The sequence below is a fragment of the Actinomycetota bacterium genome, from assembly GCA_036280995.1.
In the GTDB taxonomy this organism is placed as follows: Bacteria; Actinomycetota; CALGFH01; order CALGFH01; family CALGFH01; genus CALGFH01.
Genome location: DASUPQ010000403.1, coordinates 1 through 18144 on the forward strand (window position 1 = coordinate 1; position 18144 = coordinate 18144).

Genomic DNA, 18144 nt, shown 5'->3' on the forward strand with positions numbered 1-18144 from the left:
CCTGACCGCGGCCGACCTGGTCGCGGCCGGCGCCCCGGCCGCCTACGCGCTCTGCCGGCCCCCCGGCCACCACGCCGGACCCGGCTACTACGGCGGTTTCTGCCTGCTCAACAACGCGGCCATCGCGGCCCGGGCGCTGGCCGGGCGGGGCCGGGTGGCGGTGGTGGACGTCGACTTCCACCACGGCAACGGCACCCAGGACATCTTCTGGGAGGACCCGGCGGTGCTGTACGTGTCGCTGCACGGCGACCCGGCCGGCCACTACCCGCACTTCACCGGGGCCGCCGACGAGGTCGGCGGCGGCCCCGGGCGGGGCACGACCCGGAACCTGCCCCTGCCCGACGGCACCGGCGACGACGCCTACCTGGACGCCCTGGCCGAGGCGATGGGGCTGGTGGCCGCCTTCGACCCGGCCACGCTGGTCGTCTCGGCCGGCTTCGACACCTTCGAGGACGACCCCATCGGCGCCTTCGCCGTCACCACCGACGGTTTCCGGCGGATCGGCGCCGCCCTGGCCGCCGCCGGCCGGCCGGTGGTCCTGGTCCAGGAGGGCGGCTACGCCGTCGGCGCCCTCGGCGCCAACGCGGTCGCGCTGCTGGAGGGGGTCCGGGAGGCCCAAGCCTAGGCCCCCCGGGGACAGCGGCCCGCCCCCGCCGCTGAGCCGGTCGAGATGGCCGCGACCAGGAGCTTTGCGAGGTATGTCTTGACAACCGCGAGCCACACGAGCGAGGCTTGCTCTCCTACGCCAGACGGCTTCAGGGTGCGCCAAGGTCGGCCACGTCGGCGGCCAGCCGGCGCGTCAGGGGTTCGAGTCCCCTCACCCTGACCGAGCCGGGCCTCACGGCCCGGCCGAGTCCCGCTCGACGTGGCGCTCGCCCGGGCCGACGTAGATCTGGCGCGGCCGGGCGATCCGCTGCTCGGGGTCGCTGAGGTTCTCCTCCCATTGGGCCAGCCAGCCCGGCATGCGGCCGATGGCGAACAGGACCGGGAACATCTCCACCGGGAAGCCCATGGCCTCGTAGATGATGCCGGAGTAGAAGTCGACGTTGGGATAGAGCTTCTTGGAGACGAAGTAGTCGTCCTCCAGCGCGATCCGCTCCAGCTCGACGGCGATCTCCAGCAGCGGGTTGAGCCCGGTGACCTTGAAGACGTCCTCCGCCACCTGCTTGATGATCTTCGCCCGCGGGTCGTAGTTCTTGTAGACGCGGTGGCCGAAGCCCATCAGCTTCATCTCGCCCCGCTTGACCCGCTCGACGTAGGCGGGGACCGCCTCGACCGAGCCGATCTCGTTGAGCATCCGCAGGACCTGCTCGTTGGCCCCGCCGTGGAGCGGCCCGTACAGGGCGGCCACGGCGGCCGCGGCCGCCGAGAAGGGGTCGACCTTGGAGCTGCCGACGGCCCGCATGGCGTTGGTCGAGCAGTTCTGCTCGTGGTCGGCGTGGAGGGTGAACAGCACGTCCAGGGCGTGCTCGAGCACCGGGTCGGGATGGTACTTGGGCTCCCCCATCTTCCACATGAGGTTGAGGAAGTTGCCGGCGTACGACAGCTCGTTGTCGGGGAACGGGTAGGGATGGCCCTGGGAGTGGCGGTAGGCGTAGGCGGCCAGGGTGGGGATCTTGGCGATCAGCCGGACGACCTGGCGGCGGCGGACCTCCCGGTCGTCGATCCGCTTGGCGTCCGGGTAGAAGGTCGACAGCGCCCCCACCGTGCCGACCAGGATGCCCATGGGGTGGGCGTCGTGGTGGAAGCCGTCGATGAACTTCTTGATGTTCTCCTTGACGAAGGTGTGGTGGCTGATCTGGTCGGTCCAGTCGGCCAGCTCCCCGGCGTCCGGCAGGTCGCCCTCGACCAGCAGCCAGGCCACCTCGAGGAAGCTCACCCGCTCGGCCAGCTCCTGGATCGGGTAGCCGCGGTAGCGCAGGATCCCCTGCTCGCCGTCGATGAAGGTGATGGCGCTGCGGCAGCTGGCCGTGTTCATGAACGCGGGGTCGTAGGAGAGCAGCCCGAAGTCGTCGTCGTCGACCTTGATGTCCCGTAGCGCCATGGCCGAGATGGCCCCGTCCTTGATCGGGACCTCGTAGGTCCGGCCGGTCCGGTTGTCGGTCACGCTCAGCGTGCCCTGGGCCTGGTCAGCGGTCATGGGATCTCCTTCGGCGGCGCGCACCTGCATATTCAGCAGGCTACCCTGCCCTGCTTCGGCTACGCGGTGGCGGCGCGGTCGAGCAGCCAGGTGACCGACCCGCCGGCGGCGCGCACGGTCTGGACGGCCCGGGTCAGGGGGAGGCGGTCGTCGCCGGCCCGGGCCCGGGCGACCGCGGCCGCCTTGCCGGCGCCGGCGGCCAGGACCAGCAGCCGTTCCGTCCCGGCAAGGGCGGCCAGGGTCAGGCTGACCCGGTCCGGGGGCGGCTTGGGGCTGTCGTGGACGGCCACGACCAGCCGGTCGGCCACCTCGACCTCGGGGCGGGCGGGGAACAGCGACAGGCAGTGGCCGTCCTCCCCCACCCCCACCCAGACGACCTCCAGGCGCGGTCCCCCGCCGGCGGCGGGGAGCTCGGCCAGGGCCGCCTGGTAGGCGTCGGCGGCCGCCTCGGCGCCCAGCTCGCCCGGCGGCCGCAGCAGCTGGTGGCCGGGGACGGGGACGTGGTCGAGCAGGGCGGCGGCGGCCAGCCCCCAGTTGGAGTCGGGGTGGGTCACCGGCACGCAGCGCTCGTCGCCCATGGCCACCCGGACCCGGTCCCACTCGACCCCGGCGCGCAGGTCGTGGGCGGCCAGCCGCCGGTAGGCGGCCGCCGGGGTGCCGCCACCGGCCAGCACCCAGGTGGCCGTGCCGTGGGCCTCCACCGCCGCCTCCAGGTCGGCCACGGCCGCCCGGGCCGCCGCCTCGGCCAGCTCGTCCGGGCCGTCGACGACCTGGACGCGTTCCCTCGGGGGGCTCACGCCGGCACCAGGGCGGCCGCCTCGGCCAGGGCGTCCTCGAACACCCGGTCGCGGCCGAACAGCTGCAGCTCCTGGCCGAGCCCGCCCGGGCCGTTGGACGGGCCGGCGCTGCGGCCGACCTTGCGCCGCCCGGTCGGCTGGCCGGGGGCCTCCACCGTGGCCACCAGGTGGCCGGGCGGGGCCTCCACCCGGACGCTGGCCGGGCCGTCGCCGGTCTCCATCTCCACGTGGACCCGGGTCAGGTTGGAGGAGCCGATGCCGGCCACCACCCGCACCTGGCAGGTCCCGGCCGCGGTCCGGTAGACGGCGGCCAGCTCGTCCCCGGCCTGGTCGACCTCCTCCAGCCCCCAGCCCAGCCGGGAGGCGAACCAGCCGACCAGCTCCTGGCCGGCCGTCGGCTCCACCGAGTCGACCCGCAGCCAGTGGATCCGGTCGAGGGCCGGGCGCAGCCCGGGGGCGCTGAAGGGGGCGGCCAGCAGCTCCCGCCAGGGGGTGAGGCGCCCCCAGGCGCAGTCGGTCATGGCCGGCGCCACCTGCCCGACGGCCCCGGCCAGGCGGCGCAGGTCGGCGGGCGGGTCGGCGAAGGCGGCCGAGTCGACGATCAGCCGGTCGGTGACCGAGGTCAGCTCGCCGAACACCTGCTCGTCGAAGGGCGGGGTCCCCTCCCACCAGGTGAACACCGGCAGCTCCGGCAGCAGCAGGGGCAGGACCACGGCGGTCAGGTGGCTGGGGTGGACGTTGGTCTGGACCACGACCTCCTCCCAGACGACCTCCGGCCCCTGGGCCGGGCGGCGGTTCACCACCCGGGCCCAGGAGCGCACCCCCTGGCGGCCCTCGGGCGGCTCGGCGATCAGGACCACGCAGCGCGAGGGGGCGCGCGACCCCAGCTCCTCCATCGCGGCCAGGGCCCGCTGGCCGGCGGCCCGGTTGGGGGTGACCACGACCAGGTTGGCCACGCTGGCCCGGACCACCGCCCCGCCGCCGTTCTCCCCCTGGACGCGCTGGCGCTCCAGCGCCTGCTCGATGTCGCCGGGCGCGACCTCCTCGAACGCCTCGGCCGTCTGGTTCGTCATGGCCGCCGCCAGCGGCGGCCGGGGCGGCCCCGGGCGATCAGCTCGTCGGCGGCCTTGGGCCCCCAGCTGCCGGCCTCGTAGTTGGGGAACTGCGGGGGCGGCGCCTCGGCCCAGCGGTCCAGGATCGGCTGGACCGCCTGCCAGGCCTGCTCGACCTCGTCCCAGCGTGGGAACAGGGTCGGGTCGCCCAGCATCACGTCCAGCAGCAGCCGCTCGTAGGCGTCGGGCAGGTCGTCGGAGAACGAGGTGCCGTAGGAGAAGTCCATGCTGACGGAGCGGACCTCCATCGACGGGCCCGGCACCTTGGCCCCGATCCGCATGGTGATGCCCTCGTCGGGCTGGATCCGCAGGACCAGCGCGTTGGGCTCCAGCCCGTCCTGGGCGGCCTCCCCGAAGGGCAGGTGCGGAGCCGACTTGAACTGGACCACGACCTCGGTGGCCCGCTTGGGCAGCCGCTTGCCGGTGCGGACGTAGAACGGCGTGCCCGCCCAGCGCCAGTTGTCGACCCGCAGCTCGGCGGCCACGTACGTCTCGACCGTCGAGTCGGGATGGACGTCGGGCTCGTCGCGGTAGCCGGGGACCTCCTTGCCGGCGATCCAGCCCGGCCCGTACTGGGCACGGACCACGCCGGCGTCGACCGCCTCGCCCTCCAGCCGGCGCAGCGCCTTGAGCACCTTGGCCTTCTCGTTGCGCACGTCCTCGGGCTCGAAGCTGGCCGGCGGCTCCATGGCGATCAGGGCCAGCACCTGGAGCTCGTGGTTCTGGAAGATGTCGCGGATGGCCCCGGCGGTCTCGTAGAAGTTGCCGCGGTGCTCGATCCCCAGCGACTCCGACACCGTCACCTGGACGTGGTCGACGAAGTGGTGGTTCCAGACCGGCTCGAAGATGCCGTTGGCGAAGCGGAAGGCGATGATGTTCTGGACGCTCTCCTTGCCCAGGTAGTGGTCGATGCGGAAGACGTCGCGTTCGGGGAAGACGGTGGTCACCAGCTCCTGCAGCTCCCGGGCCGAGGTCAGGTCGTGGCCGAACGGCTTCTCCACCACGACCCGGGAGTGGCCCCGGTCCCAGCCGCGCCCGCCCAGCCCGGCCTTGCCGATCCCGCGGATGGTGTCGGGGAACAGCTTGGGGATCAGCGACAGGTAGTACATGCGGTTGCCGTCGGTGCCGAGCTCGCGGTCGAAGCGGTCGAGCAGGTCGCCGATGCGGGCGTAGGTGTCGGGGTCGGCCGAGGAGCCGGAGACGTAGTGCAGCCGGCTGGCGAACGACTCCCACACCTGGTGCTGGATGGGCTGGGTGCGGGAGAACTCCTCGACCGCCTTGCGCATGTCGGCCCGGTACTCCTCGTCGGAGTACTCGCTGCGGCTGGACCCGACGAAGGCGAAGTTCTGCGGCAGCAGCCGGTGCAGCTCCAGGTTGTACAGGGCGGGGACGATCTTGCGGTGGGCCAGGTCGCCGGAGCCGCCGAACACCACCATGGCCGTCGGCGGCGGGATCGCCCTGACCCGCTCCCCAACCGCGAGTGGGTTCTCCTCCATCAGCCGCCCAGCTTCCGCACCTTGGCCTCGATGGTGTCGACGGCGCCGTTGTAGCTGTCGGCGAACTTCTCGACCCCCTCGCGCTCCAGCCGGTCGCCGACGTCGTCCTCGTCGATGCCGAGGGCGGCCAGGTCGCTCCAGAGCCGGTGCGCGCGGTCCAGGCCCTCGCTGGCCGTCTGGCCGCGGACCTCGCCGTGGTCGGCGAAGGCCTCGATCGTCTCCAGGGGCATGGTGTTGACCGTGTCGGCGGCGATCAGCTCCTCCACGTACAGGACGTCGCGGTAGTCGGGGTTCTTGGTCGAGGTCGAGGCCCACAGGGGCCGCTGGACCCGGGCCCCGGCGGCGGCCAGGGCCTCCCAGCGCGGCCCCCGGAAGGTCTGCTGGAACACCTCGTAGGCCAGCTTGGCGTTGTCGATGGCGGCCGTGCCCAGCCGCTCCCGGGCCGCCTCGGCCTCCGGGCCGCCCTTGTCGACGATCGCCTGCAGCTCCGGATCGACCATCGTGTCGACCCGGCTGACGAAGAACGAGGCCACGCTGGCCACCTCGGTCAGATCGCCGCCGGCCTCGGCCAGCTCCTCCAGCCCGCCCAGGTAGGCCTCGATCACCTCGCGGTAGCGCTGGATGGAGAAGACCAGGGTCACGTTGACGTTGATCCCGGCGGCGATCGAGGCCCGGATGGCCGGCACCCCGGCGGCGGTGGCCGGGATCTTGATGAACACGTTGGGCCGGGCCAGCTCGTCGAACAGGCGCCGGGTCTCGCTGGTGGTGGCCTCGGTGTCGTCGGCGATGTCGGGCGGCACCTCGAAGGAGACACGGCCGTCGACCCCGCCGGTCCGCTCCCACACCGGCTCCATGTCGGCGGCGGCGGCGCGGATGTCGTCCAGGGCCAGCGACTCGAAGATCCGCCGCGCGTCCACGTCCTCGCCGGCCAGCCGGCGGATGTCGTCGTCGTAGAACGACCCCTCCCCCATCGCCTTCTGGAAGATGGTCGGGTTGGAGGTGACGCCGGCCACCTGGAACTGGTCGCGCAGGCGGCGCAGCTCCCCCTTCTGGATCCAGTCGCGGGCGATCGAGTCGACCCAGACGGCCACGCCCTGGTCGGTCAGCTGCTGCAAGCGGGACGTCATCTCCCGTCCTCCTCTTCCTCAGTCCTTGTCGTCGAGCCGGGCGAGCAGCGCCCGGGCCCGGTCGGCGACGTTCTCGGGGGTGAAGCCGAACTTCTCCAGCACCACCTCGCCGGGGGCCGAGGCGCCGAAGTCGTCGCGGGACACGACCTCGCCGTGCTCGCCGACCCAGCGGCTCCAGCCGAAGCTGGACGCCGCCTCCACGGCCAGCCGGGCCACCACCCCCGGGGGCAGCACCTGGTCGCGGTAGGCCTGGTCCTGGTCCTCGAACAGCTCCCAGCAGGGCATCGACACCACCCGGGTGGGGACGCCGCCGGCCTGGAGCCGCTCGCGGGCCTCCAGCGCCACCCACACCTCGGAGCCGGTGGCGATCAGCACCAGCCGCGGATCGCCGCCGTCGGCGTCGACCAGCACGTAGGCGCCGCGGTGCAGGCCCTCGGCCCCGGCGTGGGCCGTCCGGTCGATCGGGGGCAGGTTCTGGCGGGACAGGGCCAGGGCGGTGGGGCCGTCGGTGCGGGCGATGGCCGCCCGCCAGGCCTCGGCCGTCTCCGGCCCGTCGGCCGGCCGCATCAGCCGCAGCCGGGGCATGGCCCGCAGGGACGCCAGGTGCTCGACCGGCTGGTGGGTCGGCCCGTCACCGCCCAGCCCGATCGAGTCGTGGGTCCAGACGTAGACCACCGGCAGGTCCATCAGGTTGGCCAGGCGCACGCTGGGCCGCATGTAGTCGGAGAAGATCAGGAAGGTGGCGCAGAACGGGCGCAGCCCGCCGTGCAGGGCCAGGCCGTTGCTGATCGCCCCCATGCCGTGCTCGCGGATGCCGTAGTGGAGGTTGCGCCCGACCTCGCCGGGCCCCATGCTGCCGCCGTCCTTGATGTCGGTCTTGTTGGACTCGGCCAGGTCGGCCGAGCCGCCGATGAAGGTCGGCAGCCGCGAGGCGATGGCGTTGATGCACTCGGCGGAGGCCGACCGGGTGGCCAGCTTCTTGGGCTCGGTGAACAGCTTGCCCAGCTCGTCGTCCCAGCCGCCGGGGAGCTCGCCGGCGATCCCGGCCCGCAGCTCGGCGGCCAGCTCGGGCTCGGCCTCGGCGAAGGCGTCCAGGCGCCGCTCCCAGTCGGCCCGGGCCGCCTGGTTGTCGGGCACCCTGACCCGCCAGCGGTCGTAGACCCCGTCGGGGACGAAGAAGTGCTTGTCCGGGTCCCAGCCGTAGGCCTCCTTGGTCGCCCGGACCTCGTCCTCGCCCAGGGCGGCCCCGTGGGCCGCCGGGGTGTCCTGGGCGTTGGGCGCGCCCCAGGCGATGTGGCTGCGCAGCCGGATGAAGCTGGGGCGGTCCGGCTCGTCCACCGCGGCCTGGTAGGCGGCGGCCATCGCCTCCAGGTCGTTGGCGTCCTCCACGTGCTGGGTGTGCCAGCCGTACGCGCGATACCGGGCCTCGACGTCCTCGCCGAAGGTGATCTCGGTGCGGCCGTCGATGGTGATGTGGTTGTCGTCGTAGAGCAGGGTGAGCTTGCCAAGGCCCAGGTAGCCGGCGTACGAGGACGCCTCGGAGGCGACGCCCTCCATCATGTCCCCGTCCGAGCAGAACGCCCAGGTCCGGTGGTCGACCACCTGCGGGCCGTAGCGGTCGGCCAGGAACTGCTCGGCGATGGCGAACCCGACCGCGTTGCCGACCCCCTGGCCGAGCGGCCCGGTGGTGACCTCGACCCCGGGGGTGAGGAAGTGCTCGGGGTGGCCGGGGGTGATCGAGCCCCACTGGCGCTGCTGCTTCAGGTCGTCGATGCCCAGCGCGTAGCCGGTCAGGTGCAGGGCGATGTACTGCAGCACCGAGGCGTGGCCGTTGGAGAGCACGAAGCGGTCGCGGTCGAACCAGTCCGGGTGCTCGGGGTCAAAGGTCAGGAACCGCGTCCACAGCACGTAGGCGGCCGGGCCCAGGGCCATGGCCGTGCCCGGGTGGCCGTCGCCAGCCTTCTGGATGGCGTCCATGGCCAGGGTCCGGACGGTGTCGACGGCCAGGGTGTCGAGGTCGGTCCCTTGGACGGTCTCGGTGGTCACGGGCGGCTCCTCGGGGGCGGAATCAGCACTCCTGCCAAGCCCCTAGGCTACCCGTATCTCGCCGTCGATCACCGGTCGGGCTTGCCGCCCGAGCGGGCCTCGACCCCGCGGCGCAGGGCCAGCTCGCGCAGGCGCTTGTGGGTGGCCACCCGGCGCTCGCCCTCCTCGGGCTGGCACCGGTGCCAGGAGCCGTCCTCGGACAGTGCCCAGGCCTGGAGGTTGTCGGCCAGCATGACGTCGAGGACCTCCTGCAACCGCCCGGTCAGGTCGGGGTCGGTCACCGGGGTGACGCACTCGACCCGCAGGTCGAGGTTGCGGGGCATCAGGTCGGCCGAGCCGATGAAGTACTCGCGCCGGCGGCCGTTGGCGAAGCACCAGATCCGGCTGTGCTCCAGGAACCGGCCGACGATCGAGCGCACCCGGATGTTGTCGCTCACCCCCGGGACCCCGGGCCGGAGCCGGCAGATGCCCCGGATGACCAGGTCGATCTCCACCCCGGCCTGGGAGGCGGCGTAGAGGGCGCGGATGCAGTCGGCGTCGACCAGGGAGTTCATCTGCAGGGTGATGCGGCCGGGGCGGCGGCTGGTGTGCCGCTCGGCGGTCCGCTCGATCAGCTCCAGCACCCGCTGGCGCAGGAAGCTGGGGGCGACCAGGATCTTGCGGTAGCGGCCGCCGCCGCGGGCGTAGCCGGTGAGCGAGTTGAACAGCTCGGTCAGGTCGGCGCCCAGGTCCTCGTCGCAGGAGAGCAGGCCCACGTCGGTGTAGAGCCGGGCCGTCTTGGCGTTGTAGTTGCCGGTGCCGATGTGGACATAGCGGCGGATGCCGCCGTGCTCGCGCCGCACCACCAGGGCGGTCTTGGAGTGGGTCTTGAGCCCGACCAGGCCGTAGGCGACGTGGCAGCCGGCCTGCTCCAGCGCCCTGGCCCAGCCGATGTTGGAGGCCTCGTCGCCGCGGGCCTTGACCTCGACCAGGACCACCACCTGCTTGCCGGACTCGGCCGCCTGGATCAGGGCGTTGATGATCGGCGAGTCGCCGTCGGTGCGGTACAGGGTCTGCTTGATGGCCAGCACGTCGGGGTCCTCGGCGGCCTGCTCGATGAAGCGCTGCACCGAGGTCGAGAAGGCGTCGTAGGGGTGGTGGACCAGCAGGTCGCCCTCGCGCAGGGTGGCGAACAGGTTGACCGAGTCCTCCTCGGTGCCGAGCAGCCGCGGCTGGGTGGTCCCGACCCACGGCTCGTCGGCCAGCTCGGGCCGGTCGAGGGACGACACCAGCCCCATCAGGTCGCCCAGGTTGAGCGGCCCCTCCACGGTGACCAGGGCGTCGTCCTCGACGTCGAGCTCGCGCTGGAGGAGCCGGACCACGTGGTCGGGCATGGTCGCGGCCACCTCGAGCCGGACCACCACCCCGAAGCGCTGGCGGCGCAGCTCCTGCTCGACGGCGATCAGCAGGTCGTCGGCCTCGTCCTCGGCCAGCTCGATGTCGGCGTCGCGGGTCACCCGGAACGGGTGGGCCTCGACCACGTCCATGCCCGGGAACAGCTTGTCCAGGTGGGTGGCGATCACCTGCTCCAGGGGCACGAAGGTGTTGCCGTCGCCCAGGGGGATGAACCGGGGCAGGATGCCCGGCACCTTGACCCTGGCGAAGCGGTCGCGGGCGGTGCCCGGGTCGCGGACGGTCACGGCCAGCGACAGCGACAGGTTGGAGATGTAGGGGAACGGGTGGCTGGGGTCGACGGCCAGGGGCGTCAGCACCGGGAAGACCTGACGCTGGAAGTAGTCGCGCAGGAAGTCCAGGTCCTGATCGCCCAGCTCGGACATGTCGGCGATGCGGACGCCGGCCTCGGCCATGGCCGGGCTGACCTCGTCAAGGAACACCCGCACCTGGTGCTCGATGCTGGGGCCGACGTGCTTGGCGATCGCCTCCAGGGTCTCGCTCGGCGTCCAGCCGTCCGACCCGCGGGTGACCATGCCCGACTCGACCTGGTCGCGCAGGCCGGCCACCCGGACCATGAAGAACTCGTCCAGGTTGGAGGAGAAGATGGCCAGGTACTTGAGCCGCTCCAGGAGGGAGATCTCGGGGTCGGCGGCCATGGCCAGGACCCGGTCGTTGAACTGGAGCCAGGAGATCTCCCGGTTGATGAACAGGTACGGGTCATGCAGGTCGCGCTCGACCACGTCCGGGGCGCTGGCGCTCTCGCTCACGGCGGTTCGGCTCCTGGTTCGGGTGCTGCGTCGATCAGCCTTGCATGTCTCGACCGTTCAAGCTAGTCCTTGGGCTGCTGGGAGCCTGTCCCGGAACCAGGGTCGAGGCGATGGTCGCCTCCAGGCCGGGGGCGCCGCAGGCGCCGGCGAAGGCGAAGCCGGGTCAGCCCTGGTCGAGGGCGGCCGCCATCAGGCCGAGGGGGGGCGAGCCCAGGCGCAGCAGGGCGTCGTGGAAGCGGGCGTGGCTGTAGCCGGCGCCCCAGCCGGAGCGGGCCTGGTCGCGGAGGCGCAGGATCTCCAGCTTGCCCCAGGTGTAGCGGCCGTAGGTGGGGTCGAAGGTGGCCCGGGCGGCCTCGGTGCGGGCGGCCGGGCCGTAGCAGAAGGCGTCGGCCTCGAAGCGGGCGGCGCCGTCGGCGACCGTCATGGTGCCGGCGTGGGTGCCGATCGACACGGCCAGGCGGGTGACCCGCTGGAGCGCCTCCAGGGCGACCCCGGCGGCGAAACGGGGGTCGTCGCCGCGGTAGCCCTCCTCGATGCAGAGCTCCTCGCCGTAGTGGGCCCAGCCCTCGACGAAGGCCAGCGAGTGCAGGGTCCGGCGGACGTCGGAGGTGAGCTGGCGCAGCCGCCGCCCGTGGGCGAAGTGGCCGGGGGCGACCTCGTGCACGGTGATGGCGGGCAGGGTGGTGCGGCTGAACACCTTCAGCCAGTCGTCCTGCTCGCTGGCAGGCCAGCCCGGGTCGGGCGGGGAGATGTAGTAGCGCGAGGGGGCGTCGGCCTCGTACGGGGCGGCCCAGGACATCATGGCCAGGGCCCAGCGGCGCGACGGAGGTGCGGGCGCGACCAGGCACTCGCCGTCCAGCCCGGGCACCAGGTCGCGCTCCAGGGTGAAGGCGATCGCCTCGGCCGTGAGGGCCTGGGCCTCCCGCAGCACGCCGTCGGCGTCCGGGTGGTCCTCGAGCAGGGCGGCCACCACCTCGGCGGTGGGCCGGCCCGGCCGCAGCCGCCCGCAGGCCTCCTCCAGCAGGGCCCGGAGCCGGTCGCGCTCGGCGTCGGCCCGCTCCTCCAGCCGGCCCAGGTCGACCTCCAGGGCCTCGCCGGCGCCGAGCAGGCGCTCCAGCGGCCCCCGGCCGAGGGCGGTGTCGCGGTGGCCCTCGACGGCGGCCGCCTCCAGGTGGGCGGTCAGGCGCTTGTGGGCGTCCAGGGCCCGCTCCACCACCGGGTCGCCCCCCGACGGCTCCAGGTCGGCGGCCAGCCCCCGGGCGGCGGGCAGGAGAGCCTCGGCCACCGGGGCGGCGACCCGGTCAAGGGCGGCCAGGGCGGCGTCGACCACGTCGGGCCAGGCGGCCAGGTGGCGGTGGCGGGCCTCGGCCCGCTCGGCCGCCGGGGCGTAGTCGCGGTCGTAGCAGGACACGTCCAGGGCGGCGATGTGGTACAGCGGGTTGGAGCGGTGCAGCTCCAGCTCGCCCAGCTCCAGCCGGACCAGCCGCTCGAAGGCGGCCAGGTGGGCCTCGTCGTGCGGGTCCGGCTCGGGGGCGGCGCCGGGGGGGCCGCCGAGCCGGGACAGGCCGGCCCGGACCCCCTCCGGGGACAGGTCCTCGGCCCGGCCGTCGTACTCGTGGCGGCCGATGTACTCGCGGACCGCGCTCATGGTCAGGTCGCAGATCGCCCGCAGTCGAGGGTTCATGACCGCCGAGCCTACGGGGCCGACGCCCGGATTGTCGAGTTCCATACTTCGCGATCTTCGGGTGGCTCGAGGAGTGTGAGAGACCTCGCGGGGCCGGTTCACGAGCTTGGGGGGCACATGGCCGGACGGTTCCGTCCTCGGCATCTCAGGCGAGCCGGGCCGCGACCTTGGCCGCGGCCCGGTGGGCCAGGGCCATGACCGACAGCATCGGGTTGACGCCGCTGGCCGTCGGGAACAGCGACGCGTCGGCCACGAACAGCCCCTCGACCTCGTGGGCCTGGTGGTCGGGGCCGACGGCCGAGGTGGCCGGGTCGGCGCCGATGCGGCACGAGCCCATCTGGTGGTAGGAGGCCAGGGTGGCCCGGCCGCCGGAGAACCCGGCCTGGCGGGTCGCCTCGGCCCAGGCGCGGTGGGCGGCGGGGCTGCCGGGGCGGAAGGCGAACCGCCGGCGGTGGAGGCTGAACACCTCGGCCGCCCCGGCGGCGGCCAGCACCTCCCCGGCGGCGGCCAGGCCGGCGGCCATGCGGGCCTCGTCGGCGGCGCCGAGCCGCCAGCGGACCCGGGGGGCGCCGTCGCGGTCGACCCGGACCCGGCCGGCGCCGCTGTCGCGGCAGAGCACCGCGACCAGCGACAGGTTGGCCGACCGCTCCATCAGGGCCCGGTGGGCGGCGGCCGACTGCCAGGGCAGGGCGACCGCGGCCGTTCCCGGGTGCACGGGCACCGTCTCGAAGATGGGCGCGTACGGCCCCAGGCGCTCGCGCAGCGCGGCCGACCAGCGCGCCTGCAGGGTCCCCTCCCACCAGCGGACCGGCTCCTCGAAGCTGCCGATGGCGGCGGTGCCGGGGTGCAGGCGCAGGTGGCGGCCGACCTGGCCGCCAAGGCCGGAGCGGAGCAGCAGGGCCGGGGTCTCGATGGCCCCGGCGGCGGCCACCACCGCCCGGGCCCGGACGACCAGCCGGTGCCGGCCGGCGACCGCCTCCACCCCGGTGGCCCGGCCGCCGTCGACCAGGACCCGGCGGGCGTCGGCCCCGACGACCAGCCGGGCCCCGGCCGCGGCGGCGTCCTCCAGGTAGGTGACCAGGGTCGACTGCTTGGCGCGGTGGCGGCAGCCGAACCCGCACCAGCCGCAGCCGGCGTCCTGGGGGCAGCCGCGGACGTTGCGGGGCAGCGGGCCGGCGGGCCAGCCGAGCCGCTCCAGGCCGTCGGCCAGCAGCCGGTCGCGGGCGCCGGGGCGGCTCTGGGCCTCGGTGACCCCGAGCCGGCCGGCCACCGCCTCCAGCGAGGCGGCGACCTCGCCGGAGACGAAGGCGTCCACGCCCGACACCGCCGCCCACTCGGCCAGCACCGCCGGCGGGGTCGGGAACGAGGTCGAGTAGTTGACGGTCGTGCCCCCGCCCAGCGTCGACCCGGCCAGGATCCGGCAGGCCAGGTCGTCGGTGGTCAGGGTGAGGCCGTACAGGTACAGGTCGCGGTAGGCGTCGCCCTCCTCGTGGGTGAAGTCGCGCTCGGCCGCATACCCGCCCTTCTCGAGCACGACCACGTCCAGGCCGGCCCCGGCCAGCTCGGCCGCGGCCACGCCCCCGCCGGCGCCCGAGCCGACCACGACCACGTCACAGGCCAGCTCCTCGTCGCCGTCAAGGCGCCGCGGCTCCAGGCGCCGGGGGACGTCGGGGGCGGGGCCGAGCGGCCCCGGGTAGCCGGTGGCGTCGCGGGCCGGGCCGGGCCAGGCGTAGGCGGCCAGCAGGGTGATCGGGGTGATGGCGGCGGCCAGCCGCCGCCGCAGGGGGAGCCGGGCCGCCGCCCAGCGCCGCACCACCGCCTCGGCCGCGGCCGGGTCGAGCCCGGGCAGCGGCGCCGGCCGGCCGGTGAGGGCGAGGGCGCCGGCCCGCGACCCGAGCGCCCGCAGCACGCCGAGGAGCTGCTCGCGGTCCCGCCGGCTCGCCGTCCGCCCCAGGATCTCCAGCATCCGGCCGGGCACGGCCGGGTCGAAGGCCTCGCCGAGGATCCCGGCGGCCAGCGCGGCCAGGACGGCCTCCTGCCGGGACCCGGCCCTCGTAACCCGCGCAGTGGACGTCACGTCAAGGTTTGTACACCTAGTGGTTCAATGCCTGCGCAACCATCTGCGAGCAAGGAGGCCGGCGACGGCGGCGGTCGAGCTCAGCGGCGTGTACCGGCGCTTCGGGCGCACCATGGTGCTCGCCGGCCTCGACCTGCGCGTCGACGAGGGCGAGCTCTACGGGCTGATCGGGCCCAACGGCGCCGGCAAGACGACCGCCCTGCGGGTCGCCCTTGGGCTGCTCCAGGCCGACGCCGGCGAGGTGCGGCTGCTCGGCCGCGACCCGCGGTCGGCGGCCGGGGCGCGGCCCCGGCGGGTCGGCAGCCTGATCGAGGCCCCGGCCCTGTCGCCGCGGCTGACCGGCCGCGAGTACCTGGTCCTGATCGCCCGCTGGGCCCACGCCCCCGACGCCGAGGTCGACCGGGTGGTCGGCCTGCTCGGGCTGGGCCGGATGACCGACCGGCAGACCGCCACCTACTCGACCGGCATGCGCCAGGTGCTGGCCACCGCGGCCGCCCTGGTCGGGCCGCCCGACCTGCTGGTCCTGGACGAGCCGACGGTCGGGCTCGACCCGGGCCACCGCCGCCGGGTCAACGACCTGCTGCTGGACCACGTCGCCCGGGGCGGGACGGTGCTGCTGTCCAGCCACCAGCTCGACGACGCCGAGCGGCTCTGCACCCGGGTCGGGCTGATGGCCGCCGGCCGGCTGGTCGAGGAGGGCCCGCCGACCGAGCTGGGCCCGGCCGCCGGCCGCTTCGAGCTCACCGTCAGCGACCCCGAGGCCGCCCTGTCGGCGCTGCGGGCCATGCGCCTGATCTGCTGGCGCGACAACGGCAAGGTGCTGGTCGAGACGGGCGCCCCCTACCAGGTCGGCCGGCCCGACGGCAGCGCCATCGTCCGGGTCCTGGCCAACGCCGGGGTCTACCCCTCCGACCTGCGCCGCTCCCCCACCCTTGAGCTGGCCTACGCCGCCGTGACCAGCAGCCTGGCCCCCGACCCGCCCCGCCCCCCGATCGCGGAGGCGTCCCCTTGATCCAGGGGAGGGTCCCGGACCGGGCCGCCAGGCACCGGTACCCGCTGGCCGGGGCGGTGCGGCTGCGGGTCCGGGAGCTGGCCCGGCGGCCGGTGGTGGTGGCGGCGTTCTCGCTCCAGGCGATGGCCGTGGTCGCGGCCGAGCTGCTGGCCGCCGTGGCCGCCGAGGGGCTGGCCGGGGCCGGCGACGACCTCGTCCTGGGCGGCCTGCGGGTCACGGCCGTGCCCGGCGGGCTGGTCTTCGGGGTGCTGGTCGCGGCCGTGGTCGGCTCCGAGTTCGGCTGGGCGACCGAGCGGGCCCTGCTGGCCCGCGACCCGCGCCGGCTCCGCTTCGCCGGCTACCAGCTGGCCGTGGCCGCCGTCCTGGCCCTGGCCTGGTGGGCGGTGCAGAGCCTGCTCGCGGTCACGGTCGCGGCCCTGCTCCAGGCCGGCGGCGGCATCGTCTCCGGGACGCCCTGGAACGCCCCCGCCCACCTGGCCGCCCTGGCCGCCGCCCTGGCCGCCACCCTGCTGTACGGCCTCCTCGGCGCCGCCTGCGCCCTGGTCCTGCGGGGCGCCCTGGCCGGCGTGGTCGCCCTGCTCGCCTACGGCCTCCTCGGCGAGCTCGTCCTCGCCCCCCAGTGGGCCCCGGCCACCGGCTGGACCATCTACACCTCCGCCGCCCGCCTCACCGGCCAGGGCACCACCCCCATGCCCCGCGCCGCCCTGGTCGTCACCCTCGCCTTCGTGGTCGCCCTGGCCGGCTGCCTCGCCCTCTACGCCCGCCGCCAGGTTCGCGACTGACCCCGGGAGGGAGCCAGGTGATGGAGGTCACGGTCGTGGGGGTGCCGTTCAACTCGGCCGGGCTGACCGGCGGCGTGGCCCGGGCCCCGGCCGCCCTGCGCCGGGCCGGGCTGGTCTCCGGCCTGGCCAGGCGGCTGGACGTGGCCGACGCCGGCGACGTCGGCTTCGACCCGCCGGCGCCCGAGCGCAGCCCCACCTCCGGCCTGCTGGCCGAGCCGGCGCTGGTCTCGATGGTCGCCGGCACCCGCCAGGCGGTGGCCGCCGTCCACCAGGCCGGCCGGTTCCCCCTGGTCGTCGGCGGTGACTGCCCGGTCATGCTGGGCGCGCTGGCCGCCACCCGCGACCGCCACGGCGGGGTCGGGCTGCTGATGCTGGACGGCCACGAGGACGCCTACCCGCCGCGGCGCTCCCCCACCGGCGAGGCCGCCGACTCCGAGCTGGCGCTGGCCCTCGGCCTGGCCGAGGGGCTGCCCGACGGGCTGGCCGCGCTGGTCCCCCTGCTCGCCCCCGGCCAGGTCGGGCTGCTCGGGCCGCGGGACGACGCCACCATCGCCCGCGAGGGTGTCGCCTCGCTGCGGGGCGTGGTCCCGCTGTGGTCGGACGTCGAGCTGGCCGTCCGGGGGGCGGCCGAGGTCGCCGCCCAGGCGGCCCGGGACGTGGCCGCGGCCGCCCCGGCGTGGTGGCTCCATGTCGACCTGGATGTGCTGGCCACCGCCGAGCTGGCCGCCGTCGACTACCCGCAGCCGGGCGGCCTGCGCTGGTGGCAGCTCCGCCAGATGACCGTGGCCGCGCTGGCCGTGCCCGGATGCGCCGGCTGGACGGTGGCGATCTACAACCCCGACCTCGACCCGGACGGCGGGCAGGCCGCCCGGATCGCCGAGTACGTGGCCGGGGCCGCGGCCAGGCTTGCCGAACCGCCAGATGCCTAGCAGCATGAGCCGGGCCGGTCCCGACCACCAGAACACCGGCCAAGCATCCGGGTTTGAGGTAATTGGCTGGCCGCCGGGAGCGGCGCGCAAGCTGCAACGCTGCACGGATGGCTCAGCGCGGTATGCGGCGCCGGATACTCGACCGCTGTTCTGAAGGAGGGTTGCCGTGGCCGACGAGCTGCTCGCCTACCGTGACCGGTTGCCGACCCTGGCGCGGGGCCCCTACTTCGCCGCCCACACGCTCGGGCCGATGCCGGACACGGTGCCGGACGCGCTGGCCCGGTTCGCGGCCGAGTGGGCCGGCCAGGGGGTGGTGGCCTGGTACGGGTGGCTGGACCAGATCCGGGCGACGGCCGGGCTGCTGGAGGGGCTGTTCGGGGCGCCGGCGGGGTCGGTGGCCCTCGGGCCCAACGTGTCGGTGCTGGCCGGGCAGGTGCTGTCGTGCTTCGACTGGTCGGGCGAGCGCGGCAGGCTGGTCACCACCGACCTCGAGTTCCCCACCTGCGACTACCTGTACCGGGCCCAGGAGGCGCTCGGGGCCAAGGTCGAGGTCGTGCCCTCCCGTGACCTGGCCGTGGACCTCGACCGGCTGCTGGCGGCGATCGACGACCAGACGGCCCTGGTCGCCGTCACCCACGTCGCCTTCCGGTCCTCGGCCCTGCTGGACGCGGCCGCCGTGGCCGCCCGCGCCCACGAGGTGGGGGCGCTGGTCATGCTCGACACCTACCAGTCGGCCGGGAC

At 74.7% G+C, this 18144-nt stretch carries 14 protein-coding genes; 5 read left to right on the plus strand and 9 right to left on the minus strand.

The window, feature by feature from the left end:
* Positions 1-625 (plus strand): histone deacetylase family protein (locus VF468_13335; protein ID HEX5879278.1); only part of this gene is annotated, 625 nt, incomplete at its 5' end.
* Between the two features lie 213 nt (positions 626-838).
* Here the strand turns inward: VF468_13335 and VF468_13340 are convergent.
* From VF468_13340 to VF468_13380, 9 genes are all read right to left on the minus strand, one after another.
* Positions 839-2140, minus strand: coding sequence for a citrate synthase (locus VF468_13340; protein ID HEX5879279.1), 1302 nt, complete (start codon positions 2138-2140; stop codon positions 839-841).
* Between the two features lie 59 nt (positions 2141-2199).
* Positions 2200-2937 carry a 6-phosphogluconolactonase gene (gene pgl, locus VF468_13345; protein HEX5879280.1) on the minus strand — a complete coding sequence of 246 codons (738 nt, stop codon included), beginning with the start codon at positions 2935-2937 and terminating at the stop codon, positions 2200-2202.
* A complete protein-coding gene (locus VF468_13350) occupies positions 2934-4010 on the minus strand; it encodes a glucose-6-phosphate dehydrogenase assembly protein OpcA (protein HEX5879281.1) in 1077 nt (358 codons plus the stop codon). The genes pgl and VF468_13350 overlap by 4 nt, the downstream gene beginning before the upstream one ends.
* On the minus strand, positions 4007-5545 hold the full coding sequence (gene zwf, locus VF468_13355; GenBank protein ID HEX5879282.1) for a glucose-6-phosphate dehydrogenase: 1539 nt from the start codon (positions 5543-5545) through the stop codon (positions 4007-4009). The genes VF468_13350 and zwf overlap by 4 nt, the downstream gene beginning before the upstream one ends.
* A complete protein-coding gene (gene tal / locus VF468_13360) occupies positions 5545-6672 on the minus strand; it encodes a transaldolase (GenBank protein ID HEX5879283.1) in 1128 nt (375 codons plus the stop codon). Before tal ends, zwf begins: the two co-directional genes overlap by 1 nt.
* A gap of 18 nt (positions 6673-6690) precedes the next feature.
* Positions 6691-8649: a transketolase gene (gene tkt, locus VF468_13365; protein HEX5879284.1), complete on the minus strand. Its 1959-nt coding sequence runs from the start codon at positions 8647-8649 to the stop codon at positions 6691-6693.
* 137 nt (positions 8650-8786) lie between these two features.
* Positions 8787-10919 (minus strand): RNA degradosome polyphosphate kinase, encoded by a 2133-nt coding sequence (locus VF468_13370; GenBank protein HEX5879285.1) that lies wholly within the window; start codon positions 10917-10919, stop codon positions 8787-8789.
* Positions 10920-11082: 163 nt separating this feature from the next.
* Positions 11083-12603 (minus strand): DUF885 family protein, encoded by a 1521-nt coding sequence (locus VF468_13375; GenBank protein HEX5879286.1) that lies wholly within the window; start codon positions 12601-12603, stop codon positions 11083-11085.
* 145 nt (positions 12604-12748) lie between these two features.
* Positions 12749-14680, minus strand: a complete 1932-nt coding sequence (locus VF468_13380; protein HEX5879287.1) for a GMC family oxidoreductase — start codon at positions 14678-14680, stop codon at positions 12749-12751.
* A 19-nt stretch (positions 14681-14699) separates the two neighbouring features.
* On the opposite strand from VF468_13380, the gene VF468_13385 reads away from it, so the two are divergent.
* From VF468_13385 to VF468_13400, 4 genes are all read left to right on the plus strand, one after another.
* A complete protein-coding gene (locus VF468_13385) occupies positions 14700-15692 on the plus strand; it encodes an ABC transporter ATP-binding protein (GenBank protein HEX5879288.1) in 993 nt (330 codons plus the stop codon).
* On the plus strand, positions 15689-16474 hold the full coding sequence (locus VF468_13390; protein HEX5879289.1) for a hypothetical protein: 786 nt from the start codon (positions 15689-15691) through the stop codon (positions 16472-16474). The genes VF468_13385 and VF468_13390 overlap by 4 nt, the downstream gene beginning before the upstream one ends.
* 20 nt (positions 16475-16494) lie before the next feature.
* Complete coding sequence (locus VF468_13395; protein ID HEX5879290.1) at positions 16495-17403, plus strand: arginase family protein; 909 nt, start codon at positions 16495-16497, stop codon at positions 17401-17403.
* A gap of 166 nt (positions 17404-17569) precedes the next feature.
* On the plus strand, positions 17570-18144 hold a 575-nt coding region (locus VF468_13400), incomplete at its 3' end, for an aminotransferase class V-fold PLP-dependent enzyme (GenBank protein ID HEX5879291.1).

Coding starts and splice junctions, on each gene's coding strand:
- VF468_13340 (HEX5879279.1), bottom strand. CDS start 2,140: ATGACCGCTGACCAGGCCCAGGGCACGCTGAGCGTGACCGACAACCGG.
- zwf (HEX5879282.1), bottom strand. CDS start 5,545: ATGGAGGAGAACCCACTCGCGGTTGGGGAGCGGGTCAGGGCGATCCCG.
- tkt (HEX5879284.1), bottom strand. CDS start 8,649: ATGGACGCCATCCAGAAGGCTGGCGACGGCCACCCGGGCACGGCCATG.
- VF468_13375 (HEX5879286.1), bottom strand. CDS start 12,603: ATGAACCCTCGACTGCGGGCGATCTGCGACCTGACCATGAGCGCGGTC.
- tal (HEX5879283.1), bottom strand. CDS start 6,672: ATGACGTCCCGCTTGCAGCAGCTGACCGACCAGGGCGTGGCCGTCTGG.
- VF468_13350 (HEX5879281.1), bottom strand. CDS start 4,010: ATGACGAACCAGACGGCCGAGGCGTTCGAGGAGGTCGCGCCCGGCGAC.
- VF468_13395 (HEX5879290.1), top strand. CDS start 16,495: ATGGAGGTCACGGTCGTGGGGGTGCCGTTCAACTCGGCCGGGCTGACC.